Source organism: Streptomyces sp. NPDC037273 (assembly GCF_055603625.1).
This window is the reverse complement of record NZ_JBVJVO010000001.1, coordinates 918591-942789: the sequence shown is the minus strand read 5'-3', so window position 1 is coordinate 942789 and position 24199 is coordinate 918591. Positions and strand designations below refer to the sequence as shown.

The 24199-nt window shown below is 72.2% G+C and carries 21 protein-coding genes; 7 read left to right on the top strand and 14 right to left on the bottom strand.

Annotated elements, in window-relative coordinates:
* Positions 1-72: 72 nt before the first annotated feature.
* The 3 genes from ACZ7G1_RS04180 to ACZ7G1_RS04170 all read right to left on the bottom strand — a co-directional run bounded on the left by ACZ7G1_RS04180 (position 73) and on the right by ACZ7G1_RS04170 (position 2777).
* Positions 73-1425 carry a class II 3-deoxy-7-phosphoheptulonate synthase gene (locus ACZ7G1_RS04180; protein ID WP_470879661.1) on the bottom strand — a complete coding sequence of 451 codons (1353 nt, stop codon included), beginning with the start codon at positions 1423-1425 and terminating at the stop codon, positions 73-75.
* 10 nt (positions 1426-1435) lie between these two features.
* On the bottom strand, positions 1436-1837 hold the full coding sequence (locus tag ACZ7G1_RS04175) for a cupin domain-containing protein (RefSeq protein WP_470879660.1): 402 nt from the start codon (positions 1835-1837) through the stop codon (positions 1436-1438).
* Positions 1838-1988: 151 nt separating this feature from the next.
* Positions 1989-2777, bottom strand: coding sequence for an ArsR/SmtB family transcription factor (locus ACZ7G1_RS04170; protein WP_470879658.1), 789 nt, complete (start codon positions 2775-2777; stop codon positions 1989-1991).
* 65 nt (positions 2778-2842) lie between these two features.
* Between ACZ7G1_RS04170 and ACZ7G1_RS04165 the strand changes: the two genes are divergently transcribed.
* A complete protein-coding gene (locus ACZ7G1_RS04165; RefSeq protein WP_470879656.1) occupies positions 2843-4300 on the top strand; it encodes an MFS transporter in 1458 nt (485 codons plus the stop codon).
* 295 nt (positions 4301-4595) lie between these two features.
* On the top strand, positions 4596-5375 hold the full coding sequence (locus ACZ7G1_RS04160; protein WP_470879654.1) for an IclR family transcriptional regulator: 780 nt from the start codon (positions 4596-4598) through the stop codon (positions 5373-5375).
* Between the two features lie 99 nt (positions 5376-5474).
* Here ACZ7G1_RS04160 and ACZ7G1_RS04155 read toward each other — a convergent pair whose 3' ends face one another.
* From ACZ7G1_RS04155 to leuC, 4 genes are read right to left on the bottom strand one after another with little or no spacing between them, the layout of a single operon-like run.
* Positions 5475-6479 (bottom strand): TauD/TfdA family dioxygenase, encoded by a 1005-nt coding sequence (locus ACZ7G1_RS04155; protein ID WP_470879653.1) that lies wholly within the window; start codon positions 6477-6479, stop codon positions 5475-5477.
* 5 nt (positions 6480-6484) lie between these two features.
* The gene (locus ACZ7G1_RS04150; protein WP_470879651.1) at positions 6485-7105 is read right to left on the bottom strand and encodes a cysteine hydrolase family protein; all 621 of its coding nucleotides are present in this window, start codon (positions 7103-7105) and stop codon (positions 6485-6487) included.
* Complete coding sequence (leuD, locus tag ACZ7G1_RS04145) at positions 7102-7701, bottom strand: 3-isopropylmalate dehydratase small subunit (protein ID WP_470879649.1); 600 nt, start codon at positions 7699-7701, stop codon at positions 7102-7104. The genes ACZ7G1_RS04150 and leuD overlap by 4 nt, the downstream gene beginning before the upstream one ends.
* 14 nt (positions 7702-7715) lie before the next feature.
* Positions 7716-9119 (bottom strand): 3-isopropylmalate dehydratase large subunit, encoded by a 1404-nt coding sequence (gene leuC, locus ACZ7G1_RS04140; RefSeq protein WP_470879647.1) that lies wholly within the window; start codon positions 9117-9119, stop codon positions 7716-7718.
* Positions 9120-9349: 230 nt separating this feature from the next.
* Here leuC and aroH point away from each other — a divergent pair, with 230 nt between their 5' ends.
* Entirely contained in the window at positions 9350-9802 is a 453-nt protein-coding gene (aroH, locus tag ACZ7G1_RS04135) for a chorismate mutase (protein WP_470879645.1), read from the top strand.
* Positions 9803-9804: 2 nt separating this feature from the next.
* Positions 9805-10878 carry a 3-deoxy-7-phosphoheptulonate synthase gene (locus tag ACZ7G1_RS04130; RefSeq protein ID WP_470879643.1) on the top strand — a complete coding sequence of 358 codons (1074 nt, stop codon included), beginning with the start codon at positions 9805-9807 and terminating at the stop codon, positions 10876-10878.
* On the opposite strand, the gene dhaL is transcribed toward ACZ7G1_RS04130, so the two are convergent.
* Positions 10817-11497, bottom strand: coding sequence for a dihydroxyacetone kinase subunit DhaL (gene dhaL / locus ACZ7G1_RS04125; RefSeq protein ID WP_470879642.1), 681 nt, complete (start codon positions 11495-11497; stop codon positions 10817-10819). The two genes, ACZ7G1_RS04130 and dhaL, sit on opposite strands and share 62 nt — an antisense overlap.
* A gap of 290 nt (positions 11498-11787) precedes the next feature.
* Here dhaL and ACZ7G1_RS04120 point away from each other — a divergent pair, with 290 nt between their 5' ends.
* Positions 11788-12531, top strand: coding sequence for a response regulator transcription factor (locus ACZ7G1_RS04120; RefSeq protein WP_470879640.1), 744 nt, complete (start codon positions 11788-11790; stop codon positions 12529-12531).
* Between the two features lie 172 nt (positions 12532-12703).
* On the opposite strand, the gene ACZ7G1_RS04115 is transcribed toward ACZ7G1_RS04120, so the two are convergent.
* From ACZ7G1_RS04115 to ACZ7G1_RS04090, 6 genes are all read right to left on the bottom strand, one after another.
* Positions 12704-13882 carry a pyridoxal phosphate-dependent aminotransferase gene (locus ACZ7G1_RS04115; protein ID WP_470879638.1) on the bottom strand — a complete coding sequence of 393 codons (1179 nt, stop codon included), beginning with the start codon at positions 13880-13882 and terminating at the stop codon, positions 12704-12706.
* A 2-nt stretch (positions 13883-13884) separates the two neighbouring features.
* Positions 13885-15819: an FAD/NAD(P)-binding protein gene (locus ACZ7G1_RS04110; RefSeq protein WP_470879636.1), complete on the bottom strand. Its 1935-nt coding sequence runs from the start codon at positions 15817-15819 to the stop codon at positions 13885-13887.
* Entirely contained in the window at positions 15816-16682 is an 867-nt protein-coding gene (gene pheA, locus ACZ7G1_RS04105) for a prephenate dehydratase (RefSeq protein ID WP_470879634.1), read from the bottom strand. The genes ACZ7G1_RS04110 and pheA overlap by 4 nt, the downstream gene beginning before the upstream one ends.
* Positions 16679-17866 (bottom strand): LeuA family protein, encoded by a 1188-nt coding sequence (locus ACZ7G1_RS04100; RefSeq protein WP_470879632.1) that lies wholly within the window; start codon positions 17864-17866, stop codon positions 16679-16681. Before ACZ7G1_RS04100 ends, pheA begins: the two co-directional genes overlap by 4 nt.
* A gap of 248 nt (positions 17867-18114) precedes the next feature.
* Complete coding sequence (locus ACZ7G1_RS04095) at positions 18115-21144, bottom strand: NB-ARC domain-containing protein (RefSeq protein ID WP_470879630.1); 3030 nt, start codon at positions 21142-21144, stop codon at positions 18115-18117.
* Between the two features lie 457 nt (positions 21145-21601).
* Positions 21602-22069, bottom strand: a complete 468-nt coding sequence (locus tag ACZ7G1_RS04090) for a hypothetical protein (RefSeq protein WP_470879628.1) — start codon at positions 22067-22069, stop codon at positions 21602-21604.
* A 231-nt stretch (positions 22070-22300) separates the two neighbouring features.
* On the opposite strand from ACZ7G1_RS04090, the gene ACZ7G1_RS04085 reads away from it, so the two are divergent.
* Complete coding sequence (locus ACZ7G1_RS04085) at positions 22301-23089, top strand: alpha/beta fold hydrolase (protein ID WP_470879626.1); 789 nt, start codon at positions 22301-22303, stop codon at positions 23087-23089.
* 126 nt (positions 23090-23215) lie between these two features.
* Positions 23216-24118 (top strand): AraC family transcriptional regulator, encoded by a 903-nt coding sequence (locus ACZ7G1_RS04080; RefSeq protein WP_470879624.1) that lies wholly within the window; start codon positions 23216-23218, stop codon positions 24116-24118.
* Positions 24119-24199 lie beyond the last annotated feature (81 nt).

The window sequence follows — 24199 nt, the reverse complement described above, 5'->3', positions numbered from 1 at the left end:
CTCCCCAACCCCTCTCTCCCCCCCCCCCCCCCCCCACACGCCACACCGGGGGCGCCCCCCCCCGCGCGCATGTCAGGAGGGGCGGGCGTGGTCGCGGTACATCTGGGCGACGAGGAAGGCGAGGTCGAGGGACTGGCCGCGGTTGAGGCGCGGGTCGCAGGCGGTCTCGTAGCGGTGGTGGAGGTCGTCGACGAGGATCTCGTCGCCGCCGCCGACGCATTCGGTGACGTCGTCGCCGGTGAGCTCGACGTGGATGCCGCCGGGATGGGTGCCCAGGGCGCGGTGGACCTCGAAGAAGCCCTTGACCTCGTCGAGTATGTCGTCGAAGCGGCGGGTCTTGTGGCCCGAGGCGGCTTCGAAGGTGTTGCCGTGCATGGGATCGGTGACCCAGGCGACGAGGGCGCCGGAGGCGGTGACCTTCTCGACCAGCTCGGGGAGCTTGTCGCGGACCTTGTCGGCGCCCATGCGGACGACGAAGGTCAGGCGGCCCGGCTCGCGGTCGGGGTCGAGGCGGTCGAGCAGCGCGAGGGCGTCGTCCGGCGTGGTGGCCGGGCCGAGCTTCACCCCGATCGGGTTACGGATGCGGGAGGCGAATTCCACGTGTGCGCCGTCCAGTTGACGGGTGCGTTCGCCGATCCAGACCATGTGGGCCGAGACGTCGTACAGCCGGCCCGTGCGTGAGTCCACCCGGGTGAGCGCGGACTCGTAGTCGAGGAGCAGGGCCTCGTGGGAGGAGAAGAACTCGACCGTCTTGAACTCCTCCGGGTCGGCCCCGCAGGCCTGCATGAAGGTCAGCGCGTTGTCGATCTCGCGCGCCCGCTGCTCGTAGCGCCGGCCCGAGGGGGACGACTTCACGAAGTCCTGGTTCCAGGCGTGGACCTGGTGCAGGTCGGCGTAGCCGCCGGTGGTGAAGGCGCGCACCAGGTTCAGCGTCGAGGCCGAGGCGTGGTACATGCGCTTGAGGCGCTGCGGATCGGGGGTCCGGGCCGCTGCGGTGAAGGCCTGGGCGTTCACCGAGTCGCCTCGGTAGCTCGGCAGGGTGACGCCGTCGCGGGTCTCGGTCGGGCTGGAGCGGGGCTTGGAGTACTGGCCGGCGATGCGGCCGACCTTCACCACCGGCACCGAGGCCGCGTAGGTGAGGACGACGCTCATCTGCAGGAGCGTCTTGAGCTTGTCGCGGATGTGGTCGGCCGAGACCCCGTCGAAGGCTTCCGCGCAGTCGCCGCCCTGGAGGAGGAACGCCTCCCCCTTGGCGACGGCCGCGAGGCGCGTGCGCAACTGGTCGGCCTCGCCCGCGAAGACGAGCGGGGGAAAGGACTCCAGGTCCGCGATGACATCGCGCAGGGCCTGCGGGTCGGGGTATTCCGGCTGCTGCGCCGCGGGCAGCGACTGCCAGGTTCTGCCGCTGGGGCTGTGGAGGTTCACGCCCGTCCCCTCAGTTCGTCGGTACGACCGGGGCTTCACGGATGCCGAGCAGGGTGCACCCGGTCTCCGTGCTGATGCGGTGGACGCTACCCGGCTCCTCGATCACGAGGTCGCCGACCCGGTAGCGGTCGCCGTTGTCGTTGAGGAACTCCCCCTGGAGGACGAACATGAGCTCGTACCCCAGGTGCTCGTGGAGGTCGCCGTGCGCCCCGGCGTCGAAGCGGATGAGCTGCGCGGTCGCGGGACGCTCGTCGTCGGTCTTGTACAGGGCGTGGATGGCGGTGCCGGTACGGCCCGGCTCGTTCCAGCGCTGCCACGTCACGGCGTCCAGCGCCTCGGCGGACAGCAGGTCGCGCAGCACGGTCACGTGGCGGTCCGTGCGGTTGCCGACGGGGTTCTGCGTAGTGGGCACGTCGGTGTTCTCCCTTTGCTTGTCACGCCATGTCGTTCGATGGCTCTCGGCACGATCAAGGCTCGGCGGAGGACGGCCGTACGTCATCGCTCTTCGGAGGAAGCCAGGGGTCCCGCTCCTCCGGAGGAGTACGCCGATAGGCCGAGGCCCCTCAGTCCGCCACCCGCAGCCCGAAGGTGTCCGCCAGGCCGTCCGCGCCCTCCTCCGTCACGTGGACGACGCGCGGACTCGATCCGTAGCGCAGCCAGCGCAGTTCGAAGAGGCGGGCGGTGAGGGCGGCGCCGACGGCGCCGGCGAGGTGATGGCGCTGTTCGCTCCAGTCGACGCAGTAGCGGATCGGGGGGCGGCGGGCGGGGAGGCGGTCGAGGTCGACGCCGAAGCGGGAGAGCGTGGCGCGGCCGGTGTCGGTGAGGCGGTAGTCGATGTCGTGGCCGTAACCGGAGACACCGTCGCGGACGGCGGTGTCGGGGTGGTGGGTGCCGTCGTGGCCGGCGAGGAGGCCGTCCTTGAGGAGGCATTCCAGGAGGCTGACGCCGAGGCGGCCGGCCAGGTGGTCGTAGCAGGTGCGGGAGCGGCGGAGGGCGCCGGCGGTGCTGCTCTCGCGCAGGGAGGTGACCGGGAGCGGGGGTGCGATGACGGCCAGGGCTTCGAGGGCGAGGCTGACGTCGGGGTTGGCGAGGCGGTAGTAGCGGCAGCGACCGGCGCTCTCCATGGTGACGAGGCGGGCCTCGACGAGTTTGCCGAGGTGGACGCTGGCCGTGGCGGCGCTGACGCCCGCCTCGGTGGCGAGGAGGCCGGCGGCCAGGGCGCGGCCGTCGCTGAGTGCCTTGAGCATGCGGGCGCGGGAGGGGTCGGCGATGAGGTGGGCGGCCCGGGCGATGTCGGGCTGGTGGTGTACCTGGTCCTGGTTCCGGCGTCGACCGGTCGTCGTCCTTGCCATGGGTCCAGCGTAGTCCGATCACACTTTGACGGGTGACGAAACGTTGCGCGCCGAGACTGGATCGCATGACGTCCACAGACCCTTCGCTCTCCCCCGCCCGCGCACCCGGCGCCGAGGCCGAGGCCGCCCGGCCTGCCCTTTCCCTTCCGCCGCTGATCGCGCTGAGTCTCGGCTACTTCCTGGTGATGCTCGACGTCACGGTCGTGAACGTGGCGGTGCCCGCCATCCAGGACTCGCTCGACGCGGGCGCGTCGGACCTGCAGTGGATCGTCGACGGCTACAGCGCCTTCTTCGCCGGGCTTCTGCTGGTCGGCGGCGGGCTCGGTGACCGCTTCGGACACCGGACGCTGTTCCTCTCCGGCCTCGGGGTGTTCGCGGCCGCGTCCGTGGGCTGCGCGGTGGCGCCCTCGGCCGGGGTGCTGATCGGCGCGCGGCTCGCCCAGGGCGCCGGGGCGGCGCTCCTTGTGCCCGCGTCGTTCGCGCTCCTGCAGGCGGCTTACCCCGACCGGGCGCAGCGTTCCCGGGCGGTCGGTTACTGGGGGCTCGTCTCGGCGGTCGCGTTCGGTGCCGGGCCCGCGGTCGGCGGGCTCCTCGTCGCTGGCTTCGACTGGCGTGCGGTGTTCTGGGTGAACCTGCCGGTGGCCGCGGTCGCCGTGCTGCTCACCCTGCGCCATGTGCCGGCGCCGGGCCGGAAGGAGCGGCCGGGCCGGATGGACCCGGCCGGTCTGCTGCTCGGTGTACTGGGGCTGCTCGGGGTGGCCGGTGCGCTGAACGAGGCGGGGACCGCGGGCTGGACCTCGCCGGAGGTGCTCGCCCTGTTCGCCGGTGGTGTGGTGTGCCTGGCGGCGTTCGTCACCGTCGAACTGCGTCTGGAGAGGAACGCGGCGGTACGGCCGGAGGGCAGGCGGCCGCTGCTGCCGATGTCGCTGTTCCGTGAGGTCAGGCTGACCGCGACGAACCTCATCGGCCTGCTCCTCAGCTTCGGCTACTACGGGCTGCTGTTCGTCGCGACCCTGTACTTCCAGCAGCAGCGTGAACTCAGCGCGCTGAGCACCGGGTTCGCCCTCCTGCCCTCGGTGTGCATGGGCTTCGTGGCGGCGCCGCTGTCGAGCCGGCTGACCGCGCGCTTCGGTCCGTACGTGCCAATGACCGGCGCGCTGCTCCTCGGGAGCGTCGGCTTCCTGGGGTGGCTGGCCGCCGGCCCGGACACCTCGTACCCGGTCCTGCTCTTCGCGCTCATGGCGACGGGTCTGGCGACGCCGGTGACCGTGGTGGCGTCGACCGTGGCGGTCATGGAGGCGAGCCCGGCGGAGAAGGCCGGCACCGCGTCCGCCGTGTTCAACGTGTCCCGTCAGGTGGGCAGCGCGATGGGCGTGGCTCTCTTCGGGACGCTGGTCGGGACGACGGACGGGATGATCGACGGCCTGCACGTCTCGGCGGTCATCGCCGCGGTGGCCTTCCTGTCGGCGTCCGTCCTGGCCGCGGTGACCGGGCGGCGCGCCGAGGCCCTGCGGGCCGCCTGAAAGCGGCCGAATTCCCTTACGGTTCCCCCCTCGGGCGGCGGGCTCCCAGGCATCCGGACACAGGCCGGGTGCCGAGGGGCCCGCCGCCCGTTGCTCGTCCCCGCGTGTCTCCCGCGCGTCTCCCGCGGGCCTCGCCGCGCCCGCGCCCCGCACTCCGCTGTTGATCATCCTTCGTCGGTGATCTCCCTTTCCGCCTCACCAGGGCGTAAGCTTCGCCCGTCGATCGGTCAGCAGGTGCGTCGAAGCGCGGCACTATTCTGAACGGCGTTCCGCCATACTGATTGCGAGTAGAAGCATGGTGCAGTCCGTTCAGCGTGCCGCACGCATTCTGAGGGAACTGGCGACGCACGGTCCCCGTCTGGGCGTGACCGAGCTCGCCGAGCGGATCGGGGTCTCCAAGCCGACCGTGCACGCGCTGCTGCAGACCCTGGAGGCCGAGGGTCTCGTCCGGCAGGAGAAGGGGACGAGCAAGTACCTCCCCGGGATGGCGCTGCTCCGCCTCGGCAACTCGTACCTGGAGACGCAGGAACTGCGCTCCCACTCGGTGGCGTGGGCGGACACCCTGGCCGAGCGCACCGGCGAGGCCGTGTGGGTCGGTCTGCTCGGCGACGACCGGCACATTCTCGTCGTGCACCACGCCTTCCGGCCCCGCAGCGGGGTGCAGATCCCGGATCTCGGCGCCAGCGTCCCGTGGAACACCTCCGCCCTCGGCAAGTCGCTGGTGGCGTTCCTACCCTCGCAGCGGCAGCGGGAGCTGCTCGACGGCGATCTGGCCCGGCTGACCGGCCACAGCATGGTGGACCCGGTGGTGCTCGCGGAGCAGTTGGAGACGGTCCGGCAGACCGGTTACGCCCTGGAGGACCAGGAGAGCACGCTCGGCGAGGCGTGTATCGCCTCGCCGGTGTTCGACCGGTCCGGCGAGCCGGCGGGCGCGATCGGCGTCATCGGGCCCGTCGAGCGGCTGCTGTCCAAGGCGAACCAGCAGCGGCACGCCATCGCCGTACGCGATGTGGCGACCCTGCTGTCCCGTGAGCTCGGGGCGGGCCGTGGCGTCGCCTGGCGGGTCACCGACTGACCGGCGGGCTTGCGCCTCCGTACCCGGAAACGCGAGGGGCAGGTGTGCGGGAACCTCTCCCGTACACCTGCCCCTCGGACCGTGTGGTCCGCCCGGTGGTCAGTCGCCGACGCGGCCGGCGACGCCGTCCACCCAGCGGTCCGCGAAGCCGTCGGCGACGGCCTGGCTGCGCAGGGTGTAGGTCTTGAGCAGCCAGCGCGAGCGGGAGCGCTCGGGGTCGTTGACCTCGATCAGCTCGCGGCTGTGCAGACCGTTCTGGTTGGCGAAGATGAGCAGGTCGCCTTCGAGGATGCGGTGGCGCTTCTTCTCCGCGCGGGTCAGCGCGTTCTTCAGCTCGATCAGCGCGTCCTTGGCCTCGCCGGGGGCGTCCGGGGCGACCGTGGTGTGGGTGTCCAGGTAGCGGATGCCGTAGTCGCCCTGGAAGATCGGGTGCTTCTCCGAGAGCGTCAGGCTGCTGTTGTTGTCCCGTGAGACCACGTCGAAGGGGGTGACGAAGTGGGCCTCGCCCAGGATGCGCAGGGTGTCCTCGGTCAGTCCGGCGCGGAGCGTGCGGGCCTCGACGAGGCTCGTGCAGGTGTACTCCTGCACCGGGCAGCGCATGCCGAGGAGGCTGATGTAGTCGGCGCGCACGGGGTGGGCGGTGCGGTCGTTGTGGTAGACGAGCTCGCCGTCGCTGTAACCGGTCTGCTTCCCGTGGTACTTGCTGATGGAGTACACGTCGGTGAAGAAGTCGCCGTTGAAGCGGGTGGCGTACGCCATCACGGGGGTACGGGTCAGCTGCGCGACGAGCTCCAGGAAGCCCTCGCCGACGTGGGTCAGCTTGTGGGCGTACTTGTCGGCCTGCGGGTCGTCGTGCCCGAGCTCGGGAAGGTCCTTGTCCACCGGGCAGTTGCGGAGCACGTGCGTGTCGGAGACGCCCGCCTCGCGTTCCGCGCGGATCCGGTCGGCGGCCTGGAGGAGCGACTCGGGGACCTTGCCCTCCGTCGCTCGTCGCACGGCCGCGGAGAAGGCGTGGTAGTCGTCGTACGGGTTGGTGTCGATGGTCTCGAGCACCCCGTACAGTTCGTCCTTCTCGCGGTCGGTCATGAGGTAGAACGGCTGCATCGGTGTCACTCCTTCTCTTCGGTCTCGTTCTCGCCGGCGGCCCGCGTGCGGCCGAGTGCCGCGTCCACCGTCGTGATGTCGGCGGTGCGGCCGGCCAGCGTCAGCGCCGCCTCGTGCAGTTCCTGGTCGGAGGTGGCGGTGGCGTCCTCCAGTACCTCCACGCGGAAGTCCAGGTCGTGGGCCTCGCGGGCGGTGGACAGGATGACGAGGTCGGTGGTCGCCCCGGTCAGCAGCAGCGTGTTGACGCCGAGGGAGCGGAGGGTCAGTTCGAGGTGGGTCCCGAGGAACGGGTTGACCCGGCGCTTGGCGATGACGGGCTCGTGGGCCTCGGGCTTGAGGGAGTCGTGCACCTCGGTGCCCCAGGTGCCGAGGATCAGCCGGTCGCCGTCGGCCGCCTCGGTGAAGAGCGGCGAGGTCGGCGGCCAGTCCGCGAGGCCCGGGGAGAAGCCGACGACCACGTAGACCACGGGTATGCCCTGTTCGCGGGCGAGGTCGATGGCGCGGCGCGCGTGGGTGAGGACGCCCCTGCTCTCGATCTGGTCGAGGCAGACGTCGCTGTACTTGCCGTCGGGGTGGACGAGCTCGTTGATGAGGTCGAGCACCAGCAGGGCGGGGCGTCGGGTCATGACGCGCTCCTCGTCGTCGTGGGCAGGAGCGGTCGGCGGCGCCGCTCGTGTGCGGTGATCTCGGCCTCGTGGCGCAGGGTGTCGCTGATGGTGTCGGTGCCGCGCAGCAGCCGTTCGCGGGCGCCTTCGTTGACCGTGAAGGTCTCGGTCCGGTCGGCGAAGCGGACGTGGCGCCTCTCGAGGTCGACGGTGACCGGCGTGGTCGGGTCCGCCTCGGTGAGCTCCCAGAGGCGCTCGACGGCGTCCGAGGGCAGGGCGACGGGGAGCAGGCCGCGCATGAGGGAGTTCTCGCGGAAGATGTCGCCGAAGCTGGCGGCGATCACGGCGCGGAATCCGGCCTTCTGCAGGGCCCATACGGCGGACTCCCGTGAGGAGCCGGTGGCGAACTCGTTGCCCGCGACGAGGACGGTCGCGCCCTGGTACTGAGGCTGGTTCGAGGGGAAGGCGGGGTCGTCGCGCCAGTCCCCGAACAGCCCGTTGCCCTGCCCGGTCGGGCTGAAGTAGGGCACGAAACGGGCGGGGATGATCTGGTCGGTGTCGACGTTGCTGCGCCGGAGCGGCAGCGCCGTACCGGTGTGGACGGTGAACTGTTCCATGTCGGTGCGTGGCCTCACAGGTCGGCGGGTGCGGTGATCCGGCCGGCGACGGCGCTGGCCGCGGCCACCGCCGGGGAGGCGATGTGCGTGCGCGCCCCCTTGCCCTGCCGGCCCTCGAAGTTGCGGTTGCTCGTCGACACGGCGCGCTGTCCGGACCGCAGCCGGTCCTCGTTGAGGCCGCAGCACATGGAGCAGCCGGCGATGGGCCGGAAGTCGGCGCCGGCACCGGTGAAGACCTGGTCGAGGCCCTCGTCCACCGCCTGGCGGTGCACGGCGGCCGAGCCGGGGACGACCAGCATGCGCACCCCGTCGGCGACCCGGCGGCCGCGCAGCACGTCGGCGGCGGCGCGCAGGTCCTCGATGCGGCCGTTGGTGCACGAACCGACGAACACGGTGTCGATGCCGATGTCCGTCAGCCGGCTGCCGGGCTTCAGGTCCATGTACGCGAGGGCGCGTTCGGCCGCCGCGCGCTGCGTGGCGGTGTCGAAGTCGTCCGCGCTGGGCACCCGGCCGTCGAGCGGCAGGCTCTGCGCGGGGTTGGTCCCCCAGGAGACGTACGGACGGATCGCGGAGGCGTCGAGGGTGATCTCCTTGTCGAACCGCGCGTCCGGGTCGGTGCGCAGGGACGTCCAGTACGCGACCTCCGCGTCCCACTCCGCGCCCTGGGGCATCCCGGGACGGGTCCGCAGATAGGCGAAGGTCGTCTCGTCGGGGGCGACGAGCCCTGCCTTGGACCCGGCCTCCACGGACATGTTGCACAGGGTCATGCGGCCTTCCATCGACAGCGCCTCGACGGCCGGCCCCCGGTACTCGATGATGTGGCCCTGGCCGCCGCCGGTGCCGATGGCCGCGATCAGCGCCATCACCAGGTCCTTGGCCGTAGCGTCCGCCGGGAGCGCGCCGGTGACGTTGACGGCCATGTCGAGCGGCCGCCGGGTCCACAGCGTCTGCGTGGCCAGCACGTGCTCCACCTGGCTGGTGCCGATGCCGAACGCGATGGCCCCGAAGGCGCCCAGGGTGGTGGTGTGCGAGTCACAGCAGACGACCGTCATGCCGGGCCTGACCAGGCCCTGTTCGGGACCGATGACGTGCACGATGCCGTGCTCCGCGTCACCGCGCCGGTACATGGGGATGCCGAAGGAGTCGGAGTTGGCGCGGAGCTGGACGGACTGCCGGCGGCCGGCGGGGTCGTCGAACCCGTCGAGGGGGGACGTGGTGGGCACGTTGTGGTCCTCGGTGCTCACCGTCAGCTCGGGGCGCCGCACGGTGCGGCCGGCCGCCCGCAAGCCGTCGAACGCGGCCGGCGTGTTCACCTCGTGGAGCAGGTGGAGATCGACGTACAGCAGGTCGTCGCCCCCTGCCTCGCCGCTGCGGACCGTGTGGTCGGCCCAGACCTTTTGCGCAAGCGTTGAACCCATGCCCGTCATGCTGCTGGCACGTGCCGTGCCCGGGCATCGGCCGATGGTGGAGGCCTCCTTCGCCGGTGCACGGCCCTCCTCCTTCCGCGCACCCGGGTCACGGCGGCCGGCCGGGTCCACCGTCGGTGGATGACGCGGGTGTGCCGGGGCCAGCAGGATGACACCGCGTCTCGCGCCTGTTCGGTCCGCCGTCGGTATCCCCGGAGAAGAAATTGAACGGACACAGTGAAGTGAACGGCCACCCCGCCGCCCGGCCCGCGAGCCCGGCGGCGGCGCCACCCGCGTCCCGGGTGCTGGCCCTGCGCGGTGCCACGCAGGTGTCGTCGAACGACCCGCAGGAGATCGTGCGGGCCACCACCGAGCTGCTCGGGGAACTCGTCGCCCGCAACGCGCTCGACCCGGCCGACCTCATCAGCATCTGGTTCACCGCCAGCCCCGACCTCACCGCCGCCTATCCGGCGCGCGCCGCCCGGGAGATGGGCTTCGTGGACGTACCGCTGATGTGCGCGAGCGAGATCGACGTGCCCGGCGGCAGTCCGCGCGCGGTCCGCGTGCTGATCCACACCCACTCCACCCGGCCCCGGTCCGAGGCCGCACACGTCTACCTGCACGGCGCGGCCTCGCTCCGCCCCGACCTGGTCGCGGCCGCGGCCGCGCCCGCCGCCGCGCCGGCGGGGGCCTGACCGTGCCCTCGCCGGGCACCCCGGTGGACGACGCGGCCGTACGGGGCGCGGACGACATCGGAACGCTCCGTCTGCTGCTGTCCCGGGCCGCCGCCGGCGAGTACCAGGTGCTCCAGGCCGGGGACCGTACCCGGGAGGCCACGCCCGCGGCGAGCGCGCTCCTCGACGCGATGACCGGAATCATGCGGGTGAACAGCGGGGCACCGGTGATACGGATCGGGCTTGAGCGGGCGACGGAAGCCCCTCGGCCGGAGCGTGACGGGGTGCCGGACTCCCCTCTGTCGGAGCGTGACGGGGTGCCGGACTCCCCTCTGTCGGAGCGTGACGGAGTACCGGACTCCCCTCGGCCCGGCCGTGAGCCGGTCTGGACGAGTCGTCAGGTCCTGGTGCCCGACGACGAACTGCCCTTCCTGCGGCGCACACCGACGGGCCGGCCCCTGCTCGCCTCCGCTCATCTGCCGTGGATCGGCGCGCACGCCCTGCGGCCGGACGGGCCGCATGCCCGGCTGCTGGCCCGGGTGACGAACCCGCTCGCGTGCGAGGTCGGCCCCGACACCACGTCCGAGGAGCTGGTACGCCTCTGCCGGGTGCTGGATCCGGAACGGGTGCCGGGCCGCCTGGTCCTGGTCTCGCGGATGGGTGCCGACCGTGTGGCGGCGGAGCTGCGGCGGCTCGTGCCCGCGGTGCGGCGGGCCGGGCATCCGGTCGCGTGGCTGTGCGACCCGATGGGCGGGAACACGGTGACGGCCCGCTCGGGCCACCGGTCCGCGTTGATGTCGATGGTGATCGAGGAGGTCGTGGCGTTCCAGCGGGCCCTCGGCGAGGCCGGCGGAGTGGCCGCGGGGCTGCGGCTGCCGACCACGCCGGACTCGGTGACGGAGTGCTCCTGGGGGTTCGGTGACCTGGACCGGCCGATCACGGGGAACTCGTCCTCGCCGGGCGATCCGCGGCTGAACGCTCAGCAGGCGTTCACGGTCGTGGGCGCCTGGGGTCCTCCGGACGGCACGGCCTCGTTCACACGCCGGGCAGGCAGGCGATCCGCGGTTGACACCACTCCGGATCCGCGTCGCCCGTGACCGCCTCGGCGAGCGAGCGGAAGAGCATCTCGGTGGAGGCGGCGCCGGGGTCCAGGTGGCCGATGCTGCGGTAGCCGAGGTACGAGGCACGGCCCTTGCGCGCCTGCATCGGGACGGTGGACCGGGCGCCCATCCGGGCGGCCGCGGCGGCGGCTGCCGCGGCCGCCGCGATGCCGCCGCCCCGCGCGCCCGCGGCGCGGAACGCCGCCACGGCGGGCGCGTAGGCGTCGACCATGGTCTTGTCGCCGGTGGCCGCCGCTCCGAGTCTGACAACGGTGTCGAGTCCGGCTTGGAGCGCGTCGCCCAGCTCGGCCACCCGGGCCCGGCGATCCGGCAGCGCGCCGCCCATCGCCTGGAAGGCGCTCCCGTACAGCACTCCCGCGGCTCCGCCTACCTGGTCGCGGAGCATCAGGCCCGCCTCTTCGAGCAGTTCGCCCGCGCTGTCCGGAGTCTCGTCCCGCAGCAGCATGCGGCGGACGTGGGAGGTGCCCCGGCTCATGTTGGTGCCGTGGTCGCCGTCACCGATGGCGGAGTCGAGGGCGGTGAGTCTGCCCTCGCCCTCCTCGACTGCTCGCGCGAACTCTCGGAGCCACGCCCTGGCCGGCGCGTCGTCCTGCATGCTTCCCCCTCCGCTGCAGCGGCACACGGAAGCCCTGCACCCGACGGCGATGGCGGGCGGCCCCCGATGCTCGACCGTAGGTGTGCTCTCAGTGGGGCGTCAACAAACACCAGACCAAGGAACGATCAAGCGATCACCTTAGAAATGTGGGGTGTTCACGCATACGCACCTAGAGCTCGCCCTCGGAGCGCTCAGAATCGGCCATAACGCCGTTCAGCATTGCTGAACGGCGTTATCGAATCCTAGGCTTCCCTGGCAGACATCGAACACTCTGACGAAGGGCGCACCACATGTCTCTGGAACGTGATCTCTTCGGCGCGGAGCACGCCGAAGACGACACAGCTCGCGTGCTGGTCGCGGATCACGACCCGATCTCCCGGCACGTCCTGACCCGCGTCCTCGGCGCCTCGGCCCACCTCGACGTGGTGGGCGGCGTGAACAACCAGCAGCCGCTGCGGCAATGGCCGCTCGACCGCGTCGACGTGGCCGTCCTGGCGGTCGCCCCCCGCGAGGACGCCACCGGCCTGATCCGGCAGCTGGACCTGCGTCAGGTACGGGTGCTGGTCGTCGGCACCGGCTGGACCCAGCGCCGCCTGGACGCCTTCTTCGCGGCGGGCGCGACCGGATGTCTGGTCAAGAACATCAACGTCGCCAAGCTCGCCACGGCCATCCGTGCGGTGGCTTCCGGCCACACGGTGCTCTCCCCCGAGCTGCGTACCCTGTACGCCCGTCCCACCGGAGCGACACCCGCCCCCACCGCCGCCGGCTCCAAGGACCTCCTCCACACGCTCACCTCCCGCGAGCAGGAGGTGCTGCGCAACCTCACCGAGGGCATGTCGACGGCGGAGACGGCGGTCCGCCTCCGGGTCTCGCCCGCCACGGTCAAGAGCCACATCTCCCACGCGCTGACCAAGCTCGGCGCCCGCAACCGCCTTGAGGCCGTGCTGCTGTTCCAGCGGTCCTGCCCCACGGAAGGGGAAGCGCTGCCCGTGCCCGTGCCCGCCGCCCCGGCCCGACCCGCCGAGGTGGCCTGAATCCAGCCCTGTCCGAAGCCACTGTTCGGCGCCACTTGGCCGGAGGCTCCTGTGCGCGGATTCCTTTCCGGGAACTCCTGTCCGGAGCCTCCTGTCCGGGACAGCGCAGCATGCCGGAGGCCGGCAGCCCTCACCAGGGCTGCCGGCCTCCTGGCTTCCGTAGCGGACCCGGTCAGTTCCCGGCCCACTCCGCGGCGAGTCGGGACAGCCGCTCTCCCGCGCCCTGGAGCACCTCGCGCGACGCCGCGAACGACAGGCGTACGTAACCCTCGCCGCCCTGCCCGAAGGCCGAGCCCGGGGCCACCGTGACCGCGGCGTCGTCGAGCAGCCGCTGGGCGAAGGCGGCCGAGGACAGCCCCGTCCCGCGGATGTCGGCGAAGGCGTAGAACGCGCCCTCGGGAGCGGCGCAGGTGACGCCGGGCAGCGCGTTCAGGGCGGAGACCGTGATGTCCCTGCGTACCGCGTACTCCTTCAGCATCGCCGCCACGTCGTCGCCGGTCCGGGTGAGGGCGGCGACGCCGCCGCGCTGCACGAAGGACGCGGCGCAGCTGACCGTGTGCTCCTGGACCTTGAGCGCCTGCGAGACGAGCGCTTCGGGGCCCGCGAGGTAGCCGAGCCGCCAGCCGGTCATCGCGTACGCCTTGGAGAAGCCGTTGACGGTGAGCGTGCGCTCCGCCGCGCCGGGCAGGCTCGCCAGGCTGAGGTGGACGTGCCCGTCGTAGACGATCTTCTCGTAGATCTCGTCCACGATGAGGACGAGATCGTGCTCGACGGCGAACGCGACGATCTCCTCGGCCTCCTCACGGTCGAGGACGTGCCCGGTCGGGTTGGCGGGCGTGTTGACGACGAGCGCCCGGGTGCGGTTGGTGACCAGGCCGTCCAACAGTCCTCGGGACAGCCGGAAACCGTCCTCCGCGCGGAGTTCGGCCGACACCGCGCGGGCGCCGATGAGGCCGGCCATCGCCGGGTAGCTGACCCAGGCCGGTGTGGGCACGATGACCTCGTCGCCGGGGTCGAGCACGGTCATCAGGGCGGTGAAGAGCGCCTGCTTGGCCGAGGGGGTGACGATGACGCCGGTGGCCGGATCCACCCGGATGCCGTTCTCGACGGCGAGCTTGTCCGCCACGGCCCGCAGCAGCTCGGGCACGCCCCGGCTCGGCGTGTAGTGGGTGTCCCCGCCCTCCAGGGCCGCGACGGCCTCCGTGACCACGGGCTCCGGCGTGGGGAAGTCCGGCTCGCCACCGCTGAGGTCGAGGACCTCGACCCCGCTGCGGCGCAGTCGCTGGACCGTCTCCAGCAGGGCGACGGTCGCGGACCGCTCCACACCGGCGAACCGCTGTGCCACACGCATGCTCAACCCACCTTCCTCTGCGGCGATCGCTCGCCTGCCGTCTCCGCTCCCGAACCGACGAGCTCGGGCGTCCGCGCACCGGACGCCTCGGCCCGGGACACGGGCCGCAGCGCGTGCGCCGCTATCGCGTCGGCGTCATGGACGAAATCGCTCCACATGCCCGGCCTGCTGCTGCCGACCTGCATGAACCACCTGGTGTGCTCGGTGGGGATGCCGATGACGTACATGTCCTCGTCGACACCGCCGTCTTCGGCCACGGGATGGAACGGGCTCTTGGTCACGGCGACGCCGCCGGTGTCGTAACCGCTGCCGCCGCTGCGGTTGACGTAACTCGTCCACGCGCCGGACTCGCGCAGCCCCGCGGTCAGCGGGCTGAGGTCGCTGCGCAGGTCGGGGCTGGGGATCCGGGCGTCGACCAGCGTCGTCACCGGCACGGCGGAGCCGGGGACCTGCGCCGAGGACACCACGTACACGCCCTCGTCCGGGTCGCCGTCGAAGCGGGTGCGCGGCCCGACGATGCGGAGCAGTCCGCTGTCGAGCAGGGCGAGCACCTGCTGGAGACGTTCCATCGGCGGTCCTGCCGCGAGGAACGACGCCCTGGGCACGTACCAGCCGAGGAAGTCCTCCTGCTGCGAGCGGCCGGTGAGCCCGGAGAAGTCGACGAGTTCGCGCAGGACCCAGCGGGTGTCGCGCATGACGTCGAGCGCGGCCTTGAGCGGCGAGTCGACGTTGCCCGCGGTGGCGTGCGCGAGGTCCTGCTCGATCTCCTCGCGCAGCGCGTTCCCGAAGTCCTCGGGCCCCGCGAAGGTGCGATGCGCGAAGGGGCGGGCGAGCGCGTCGATGTCGAGCGTCGGGACTCCCGGCGGTCCGAGCCGTTCGGCGATGGACTCCACCGGAGGCACGCCCTCCTCGGCGAGGAGCTTCACGCGGGCGGCGAACCGGTCGGCCACCTCGGCGCCGAAGGCGCGCCGCAGGGCCGTTCCGTAGTAGACGAGCTCGATCTCGGCCTTCAGCCACGGGAGGACGTGGCGCGCGAAGTCGAGCGGGCCGCGCGGCTGGTGGGACCGGATGCGGTCCGGGGTGAAGAGGACGGGGCGGTAGGAGTACCGGGGCGGCTTCTGGTTCCGGCCCCGGGCCGGCAGCGGCATGCCGCTGCGCGATCCGGCCACGATCACCGGTTCCTCGCCGCTGGGGTGGTAGACGAGCGTGCCGTCCTCGCCGGGGGCGAACCGGCCGCCCCGGCCGATGGTGAGCGCCGCCATCACGTCGTAGAAGGACAGGCCGAGCCCGATCACGCCGACGCCGGAGCCGGGCGCGATCTCGTGGAGCGGCATGTCGGCCGCCGACTCGCCCTGGATGTAGCGGAGTTCCGGGTGCGTGCGGGCGAGGTCGGCGAGGTCGCCCTCGTGTCCGGTGAGCTCGTGCCTGGAGTGTCCGGTGGCCATGACCACCCGGTCGACGTCCAGGCGCTCGCCGCCCGAGAGGGCGATCCGGTAGCGGCCGTCGAGTCGTACGACCTCGTCGACGCGTTCCTTGATGCTCCGCAGCCGTACGCCGGGCGGCAGGGACTCCGTGACCGCGTCCAGTACCGAGCGCAGGTACCTGCCGTACTGGCCGCGCGGGGCGTAGCTGTCCGGGCCGGGGTAGTCGCCGACGGACTCCCACCACTGGCCGAACGACGGGCCGGCGCCGGCCCGTGCCGGGCCGCCGTCGGGCTCGCCCGAGTAGGCGGAGCACTGGCCGGCCACGGTGTTCATCAGGAACCAGTCGGGCTGGTCGGTCCGGTAGACCTGGCCGGCGCCCGGTTCGACGGCGTCGACCAGGAAGATGCGGACGTCCAGGGGGCCCTGGTGTTCCCCGAGCCGGGCCGCGAGCCGCTCGAGCACCATCATTCCTCTGGGCCCGCTGCCGATCACAGCGATGCGCGTCGCACTCATGCGGCTGCCTTCTCCCCCTTGACCTCACGGTCGACGATGTACGGATAGCTCCCGAGCAGGGTCAGCGAGTCGACGCTCCGGCGCATCGCCTCGACGGCCTCCGCGAGGCCGGGATGCGCGAGGTGCCGGTCGACCTCGATCAGGAAGTGGTAGCGCCCCCGCGCGGTCTGCCGGGGCCAGGACTGGATCCAGGCGACGGACACCTGACGGTGGCTCAGTTCGCCGAGCACGCCGGTGAGCACGCCGGGATCCGAGCGGTCGGAGGTGATCAGGAGCGCGGTGCGGTCATGGCCGGTGGGCGGCCCGTCGGGGCCGCTGCGGCGGAGCGACACGAAGCGGGTCATGGCGTCGTGGCGCGTGCCGATGTCGTGGGCGAGCACGGTCAGCCCGTAGCGTGCGGCGGTCTCCGGCGCGGCGATGGCGGCGTCGCCGGCCGCCCCGCCCCGTGTCAGGGAGACGGCGGCCGCCGCGGTGGAGTCGGCGACCACCGTCCGCGCCTGCGGCAGGTTCCGTTCGACCCACTGCCGGCACTGGCCGAGCGCGTGCGGATGGCTCACCACCCGCCGTATGTCGGACAGTCGGGTGCCCTCGGCCGCCATGAGGGCGAAGGTGACGCCGATCGTCACCTGGGCGTCGATTCTGAGCCGTCCGGCGTGCGCGACGAGTTCCCCGAGGGTGGGGGGGACCACTCCGCTGACGGAGTTCTCCAGCGGCACCACCGCCCTGGCGAACCCGCCGGACCCCAGGGCCTCCACCGCCGCCGGGACGGTGGGGAAGGGAACGGTCTGCCGGGCGGAGGGCGCGAGCCGCCGGACGGCGGACTCCGTGAAGGTGCCCTCCGGGCCCAGATAGGCGTACCTCATCGCGCCGCTGCCACCGCCAGCCGCGTCCCGAGCTCCAGGGCGAGCCGCTCCCGCACGACCGACAGGTCCTCGCAGTCGCCCTGCTCGCGCTCGGCGATGTGGACGCGGTACAGCTCGTCGAGCTCCGTCTCGTCGACGTCGACGTCGAGCTGCTCGATCAGGTGGCGCAGGACCGTGCGTCCGGAGTGGCGCCCGATGAGCAGGGACCGCTCGCGTCCGAACCGCGCGGGCTCGACGTACTCGTACGTGCTCGGGTCGCTGAGCATGCCCTGCTGGTGAATGCCGGCGGCCGTCCCGAAGACGTACTTGCCGAAGATCGGCTTGTTGCGGGGCTCCTCAAGGCGGATGATCTCGCGCAGCCTGTTGTACGCCGCGTACATGGCGTCCAGGCGCACGCCGGTCGTCATCCCGAGCAGCTCGGTCTTGTACGCGAGGACGGCGGCGACCTCCTCGAGGGAGGTGTTGCCGGCCCGCTCGCCGATGCCGCCGAGGGCGACCTGGATCTCGTCCGCGCCGGCCGCGAGACCGGCCAGCGTGTTGGCGGTCGCGAGGCCGAAGTCGTTGTGGCAGTGCGTGGACACCTTGACCGGCTGCGGCGCCCAGCGGCGGATCTTGCCGATGAGGGTGCCGAACTCCTCGGGCGTGTGGCAGCCCGTCGTGTCGGCCAGGATGATGCAGGTCGCCCCCGCGTCGACGGCCGACTCGGTCAGCGCGCGCAGCAGGTCGTCCTCGCCGCGGCTGGCGTCCTCGATGCCGACGGCGATGTCGGTGACGCCCAGGGACACGGCGAACTCGACCGTGTCCACGACCTCCCGGACCGCCGCCTCGCGGGTGATGCCCCGCTTGTGGGACAGGTGGATCTGGCTGCCGGTGGCCACCATCTGCACCTGGTGGTTGTCGACCCCGCCGGCCTCGACGGCGATCTCCACGTCCCTGCGCGTCGTGCGCGAGAAGGTGGCGAACTTGGATCCGCGCAGGTGCCGCGCGATCAGCCGGGTCGCCTCGAAGTCACTGGGCGAGGAGGCGGGAAACCCCGCCTCGATGGTGTCCACGCCCAACCCGGCGATCAGCTGGGCCAGTTCGAGCTTCTGCTCCGGGTTCATCGCGTTGCCCGGCGCCTGTTCGCCGTCGCGGAGCGTGGTGTCGAAGACGGTTATCCGACGGGGTGCTACGTACTCGTTCACTTCTCCCCCAAGGGCCTGGGATGCACTCGGCCTCCTCAGCCGAACACCCACCGATCCTCAGGAACCGCCGCCGCCCCGTCATCCGCTGATGGAGGAGCCCCGAACCCCCCACCACCCACTCGGAGTCACCCCCACGCCTTTGGTGGAGCGGGCGTCCACCAACGACCGTGTTCCCTCCCCCTCCTCCTCCCGCAGCCGATGCCCGCACCGGCCCCGACCGCGACCATGACGACACGCACGAGGTCGTCTCAGTTCGCCGCGCCCGGCCGAGGAACGGCCACCTCGTAGCAGAACAGCCCGCGCTCTCCTCCGACGGCGAGGAGGCTGCCGTCGGGGCTCCAGGCGCAGCACGTCAGCGGGCTGTCCGTACGCATGACGGTGACGAGGCCGCCGTCGGCGGCGCTCGCGATCCGGATGGTGCGGTCCGGTCCGACGACGGCGACGAGCGTCCCGTCGGGGCTGTGCGCCGACGTGTCCGAGGACCCTCTGCGGGCCGCCCGCCCCGAGCGGGCCGTGGGTACGGACCAGGTCCACGTGGGTCGGCCGCCCGGGGAGGCGTGGGCGTCGGTGCCGTCCGGGGCGTCGAGCACGAGAGGACGCCCGTCGAGGTCCACACGGGCAAGGGACCGGCGGAGGGCGCCGGCGGCCGCGTCCCAGATCCTCACATGGCCGTCGTCGCCCTGGGTCGCTATGTGGGTGCCGTCGGGGCTGAAGGTGAGGGCCCGGACGCCGCCGGAGGCGCTGGGCCCCGGGGACCGCGAGGCGTCCGCCGTACTCCAGATCCGTACGCTCTCGTCGGAGCCCGCGGTCGCCAACAGGCTCCCGTCGCGGCTGAACGCCAGCGACCACACTCCCCCGCTGTGCCCCGTGAGGGTACGCAGCAGCGTTCCCGAGTCCACCCTCCAGAGGTCCACCGCGCCGTCGGCCCCTGACGTGGCGAGGAGCGAGCCGTCGGGGCTGAACGCGAGTGCCCACATGCCGCCGCTGTGGCCAGGGATCGTGTGCAGCGGACGGGCCGGGTCGGTGCCCCAGAGCCGTACCTTCTCGTCGTCGGTGGCGACCGCCGCCTTCCTACCGTCGGGGCTGAACGCGACCGCCCACACGTCACCGTGGGCGGGCAGCACGTCCGCGGGTGCCGTCTCGCCCGCCTTCCAGAGCCGTACCCGCTCGTCGGACCCCGTCATGGCGAACCGGGCGCCGTCGGCGCTGAACACGACGTCCGTCACCGTCGCCGTGTCGAGCTCCAGGAGCGGGCGGGCGCGCGTGGTGTCCCAGACTCTGACGCGCGCGTACTCGTCCAGGACGGCCAGCCGCGTCCCGTCGGCGCTGAAGGCGATCGGCTCCAGCGCGCCGGCCCCCTGCAGCACCGACACGAGGAGGCCGGCGGCCGGGTCCCACACCTGCACCCGTCCCCGGGAGTCGACCGTCGCGCACCGGGAACCGTCACCGCTGAACGCCACGAAGCGGGGCGCGGCGCACAGCCCCGGCAGCATCTGCCGCAGCGACCCCGACACGGTGTCCCAGACGCTCACCACACCGTCGTCGGTGACGGTGGAGAGGACCCCGCCGTCCGTCCCGAACACCACCTTCTCCAGGCGGCCCCGCTCAGGGGTGAAGCTTCTCAGCGCCGCCCCGGACCGCACGTCCCAGACGGACGCGGAATGGTACGAGCAGGAGGCCAGCCAGGCGCCGTCAGGACTGAAGGCCACCCCCCGCGTCCCCGCCTCGTGCTCGGGCAGCGTACGCAGCAGCGCGGGGTCCGGCAGGTCCGGCGGGTCCCACCGGTTGACCAGCGCCGGCGTCCCGGCGAAGGGCACGACGGCCGCGTGCCGCTCCGCGAGCTCGGGCACCCGGCTGAGCAGGATCGCGTCGAGGGCGTGCACCGGATCGACCGGCGACAGCAGATGCGCGGCCCCGGCCAGCCGCCGTGCCAGCCGGACACCCCTGGGCCCGGCGATGAGGGCGAGGTCGCTCCACGGAGCGGTGGGACCGCGCTGGTGGAGCCGGGCCCGGATCCACCTCGGATCGCAGGCCAGCGCCTCCGCCTGACCGTCCCTCCCCGCTTCCACGGTATGGGCGACGAGATGGTCGAGCAGATAGGAGGCGTCGCACTCCCACCAGGCCGTGCCACCGCCCTCCGCCCGTGGAAGGGCCGCGCCGACCGCGTCGAGGAACGCGCCGTTGAGGTCCCGCAGCCTCCCCGCGAGCTCCTTGCGCGTGTAGTCCCGGATGACGTCGTGTACGGACAGGGCGCCGCCCGCGACGGTCGTGTCCACGGTCAGCAGCGACAAGTTGGCCATCTGCGCACACAGCGCCCGCGCCGCCGTCTCGTCGAGACCGCCGGTCGCCCGCCACAGGTGCACGATCAGGGACAACGGCACCTGCTCGTCCTCCGCGAAGATCCCCAACTCCACGAACCGGTCCCCGCCCCCGGTGGGCAGCAGGGTCGTGGCCGCCTCGATGCTGGCCCGCACGGCCTTGTTCCTGCGCTGCGGATCACCCAGGTCCAACGGCCCCACGGGATCCTCACCCGCAGGCCCCCGAACCCGCAGCCGGTCGAGCAGAGCCCGCACCGCGTCCTCGACGTCCATCCCCGTGGCCGCCTGCGTGGCGATGAACTGGTGGGCGATCCGCAGCAGCAACGCCCACCGCCCGGTGGCCTCCACCAGGGCCCGTACGGACTCCGCCGAAGGCCGCGGATCGAGTCGGTGCACGAGCACCGCCTCGGCCTGCTCCGCCGACATCCGGTCGACGGAGATACGCGCGGCCGCCGCGGGCAGCACCGTCGGATTGCGCGTCGTGATCAGCCGCACGCACTGCCCGTCACCACCCCGCAGGAACGGCTCCAACTGCTCCTGTTCCCACACGTCATCGATCACCAGCAACGTTCGCGGGACCCCCGCGAGCACCCGCGCGAACTGCTCACCCGCCTGCTCCGGATCCTGCCCCACCTCGACGACCGACCCCGTGATCACGTGAATCGCCTCGGCCACCTTCGCCGCGATCGCCGCAGGCCCCCGCACCTCCCGCCCGATCGTCAGATGATGCACCCGGTCCCGGAAATGCCGCCGCACACCAGGATGCGCGCGCACCATCAACGCCAGCACCGTCTTCCCGAAGCCCCCCGACCCATGCAGCCCCGCCGTGATGGCCACCGGACGCCCATCCCCCGCGCCCCGGCGCAACACCCGCCGCCACCGCGCCCGCGGCACCAACGCCGCCACCACCCGGTCCACCTCGTCCCGCCCCACCACCCACTCCGGCACCTCCGGCGCCACGGACCGCGCAACCCCCGCACCCCGCCCATCCCCGGCCCCCCGCAACGCGGCCACCGTCACACCCAACGCCACCAACCCGGCCGCGCCCCCGAACACGCTCGCCACCGGATCAGCCTCACCCCACCCCTCCCGCACCGCCGTCCACAACAACCACCCCGCCGCGGCCACACACACCACAACTCCCGCCGTGACCGCCCCACCCCATCTACGCTCCACAATCCAAGATCCTGCCCCGCCCCCACACTCCAGGCCAACTCCCCTACGGGACCGGGTCTTGGCGCCCATCACCCGCCCCCGGCCGCAGCGGCTGGCCCCGCTGACGGACCGAGGACGAGCGATCAGCGATCAGCGATCAGCGATCAGCGATCAGCGATCAGCGATCAGCGATCAGCGATCGACAATCCCCCATAGGGCAATCGTCGATCGGCCATCGGCGATCAGGAGCCGAACCGACAGGTCAGCTCACCCAGTTGGTGCACTTCAGCTGGATTCCCTCGACGTTGACGCAGGCCCGGAGCCACGTGCCGTCGGGCCAGTAGGACATCGCGGTGTACTCCTCGCCACCATCGGCGTGCACGTACCCGCGCAGACCGTCCCACGTCTTGCCCCCGTCCGTGGAACGGTCGATCCACACCCCGTACTTGTAGTACCTCGTGGCGGTCCTGGCCCATCCGTACCACCGACCGTCCTTCTTCCCGGACCGCAGCTCCACCGTGGCGTAGCCGGACACGGTGGCCGTGGCGTCGGTGTCCGGGCCCGCGTCCCAGCTGACCGTGTTCGGGTCCCAGCCGTCACAGTAGTAGCCACTGCACGGCAGCCCGGCAGCCGAGGCCGGGCTCGCCATCACCCCCAGCGCCGCGAACGCCATCGCCACCGCGGGCAGCACCCGCCTGCGCAGCCCACCACTCTTGCTCTTCGTTCCCATGAGGAACTCCCTCTCCACTCACTCGACCGGCCGCCACGCCCCTGTCCCGCGCCGCATCCCCGGCTGTGAACCCACCGTCCCGCGCCCCACCAACAGGCCACCAACACCCTCTCAACGGCTGCCTGTTGACCACACCAGAGCCTTCGACCGCAGCACCCCTCCCCCTCCCCCCTCCCCGACACGTCCACCGGCCTCGCGAGGACCCGCCACCCCGACGCCTAGCCTGGCCGCATGGCAGTAGTGCGGTTCGGAGAGGTCGACATCGCCTATACGAGGGCGGGGCAAGGCCCCGTGGTCGTCCTCGTGCACGGGGCGGGGATCGACGGGCGGATGTGGCAGCCACAGGTCGAGGCGCTCGCGGACGAGTTCACGGTGGTCGCCTGGGACGAGCCGGGGTCCGGCAGGTCGGGCGAGCTGCCGGCGGGCTTCACCCTCCGGGATTTCGCGGACGCGCTGGCCGCCGTCATCGAGGACGTGGGCCTCGGGCCCGCCCAGGTCGCGGGGCTTTCCTGGGGCGGGACGCTGGTCCTCGAACTGTACCGATGGCGGCCGGATCTGGTCCGCTCGCTCCTGATGGTGGACACGTACGCCGGGTGGAAGGGCTCGCTACCGCCTGAGGAGGTCGCGGCACGCGTCGCGGGCGCCCGGGCGATGCTGGCCGCGCCCCGAGAGGACTTCGACCCGACCCTCCCGGGCCTCTACGCCCAAGGCCCACCGGAACGCTTCGCCGCCCTGCTCGACACCATGGCCCGGGACGTCCGCCCCGACTCCATGGCCACCGAGCTCTCCCTGATGGCCGAGGCCGACGAGACCGACCTCCTCCCCCACATCACCGTCCCCACCCTCCTCCTCTGGGGCGAACTCGACGCCCGCTCCCCCCTGAGCGTCGCCCACGCCTTCCACGACGCGATCCCCCACTCCGAACTCGTCGTCATCCCCGGCGTCGGACACATGAGCAACCTGGAGGCACCGGAGTCCTTCACGGCCGCCGTCCGGGCCTTCTGCCGGGCGCACGCCTGAGGCGGGGCCCACGCCTCCCGCATGGTGGCGGACTGACCCGCCCCGATCTTTCCGGGCATGGATCGTCGGGTCCTGGGAGGGTGGGGCTTTCTACGGTGAAGAGGTCAGAAGGAAGGACGGAGCACGGTGCTGGAGCAGCTCAACCAGGCGCTCGATCACATCGAGGGGTGCATCCAGGGGGAGGGTGGCCGCGAGGTGGACGTCGCTGAGGTGGCGAGGATCGGGATGACGTCGGAGTACCACTTTCGGCGGTTGTTCTCGGCGTTGGCCGGGATGCCGTTGTCGGTGTACGTGCGGCGTCGGCGGATGACGCTGGCGGGGGCTGAGGTGCTCGGCGGGGAGCGGACGCTGCTCGATGTGGCCGTGCGGTACGGGTACGGGTCGGGCGAGGCGTTCGCTCGGGCGTTCCGGTCGGTGCACGGGATCGGGCCGGGTGAGGCGCGGCGTACGGGCGCGACGCTCACCGCGCAGCCGAGGATGTCCTTCCGTGTCGTCGTGGAAGGGAGTACGGCCATGCGGTATCGGATCGTGGAGAAGGAAACGTTTCGGGTTGTCGGGAGGAAGGCGAGGGTTCCTCTGGTGCACGAGGGGGTCAACGCGGCCGCGGCGGCCCATGTGGAGAGCCTGGACGAGCAGGCGATCGTGCGGATGAAGGAGCTCGCCGAGGAGTCGGGCGGGGAGCCGGGGGGAGTGCTGTCGGCCGCCGTCCACCTGACGGAGAGCCGTGAGGAGGGCACCGAGCTGGACTACTGGATCGGCGTCGCCGCGGGCCCCGGGGCCACCGCCGACGGACTCGACTTCCTCGACGTCCCGGCGGGCACGTGGGCTGTCTTCGACAACCACGGGCCTTACCCGAGCGCCCTGCAGGAGCTGTGGCGCGACGTGTTCACCCAGTGGTTCCCGTCGAATCCGTACGTGAGCCGGCCGGGCCCGGAGCTGCTGCGGACCCAGCCGGTGGAGATCGGTGCGGAGACGGACTCGCAGCTGTGGATTCCGGTCGAGCGGGTCGGCGGGACCGCGGGGATGTGAGAGCGGTGGGGGGGGGGGGGGGGGGGGGGGGGGGGGGGGGCGGGCGCAAGAACGAATCAGGTGGGATCTAGGAGAATGAAT

Bases quoted from the DNA above. Each gene is read 5' to 3' on its own strand.
- ACZ7G1_RS04150 (WP_470879651.1), bottom strand. From the start codon at position 7,105: ATGACCCGACGCCCCGCCCTGCTGGTGCTCGACCTCATCAACGAGCTC.
- leuC (WP_470879647.1), bottom strand. From the start codon at position 9,119: ATGGGTTCAACGCTTGCGCAAAAGGTCTGGGCCGACCACACGGTCCGC.
- ACZ7G1_RS04160 (WP_470879654.1), top strand. From the start codon at position 4,596: ATGGTGCAGTCCGTTCAGCGTGCCGCACGCATTCTGAGGGAACTGGCG.
- ACZ7G1_RS04115 (WP_470879638.1), bottom strand. From the start codon at position 13,882: ATGCGTGTGGCACAGCGGTTCGCCGGTGTGGAGCGGTCCGCGACCGTC.
- ACZ7G1_RS04110 (WP_470879636.1), bottom strand. From the start codon at position 15,819: ATGAGTGCGACGCGCATCGCTGTGATCGGCAGCGGGCCCAGAGGAATG.
- leuD (WP_470879649.1), bottom strand. From the start codon at position 7,701: ATGGAACAGTTCACCGTCCACACCGGTACGGCGCTGCCGCTCCGGCGC.
- ACZ7G1_RS04170 (WP_470879658.1), bottom strand. From the start codon at position 2,777: ATGGCAAGGACGACGACCGGTCGACGCCGGAACCAGGACCAGGTACAC.
- ACZ7G1_RS04155 (WP_470879653.1), bottom strand. From the start codon at position 6,479: ATGCAGCCGTTCTACCTCATGACCGACCGCGAGAAGGACGAACTGTAC.
- pheA (WP_470879634.1), bottom strand. From the start codon at position 16,682: ATGAGGTACGCCTATCTGGGCCCGGAGGGCACCTTCACGGAGTCCGCC.
- ACZ7G1_RS04120 (WP_470879640.1), top strand. From the start codon at position 11,788: ATGTCTCTGGAACGTGATCTCTTCGGCGCGGAGCACGCCGAAGACGAC.
- ACZ7G1_RS04165 (WP_470879656.1), top strand. From the start codon at position 2,843: ATGACGTCCACAGACCCTTCGCTCTCCCCCGCCCGCGCACCCGGCGCC.
- ACZ7G1_RS04085 (WP_470879626.1), top strand. From the start codon at position 22,301: ATGGCAGTAGTGCGGTTCGGAGAGGTCGACATCGCCTATACGAGGGCG.
- dhaL (WP_470879642.1), bottom strand. From the start codon at position 11,497: ATGCAGGACGACGCGCCGGCCAGGGCGTGGCTCCGAGAGTTCGCGCGA.
- ACZ7G1_RS04090 (WP_470879628.1), bottom strand. From the start codon at position 22,069: ATGGGAACGAAGAGCAAGAGTGGTGGGCTGCGCAGGCGGGTGCTGCCC.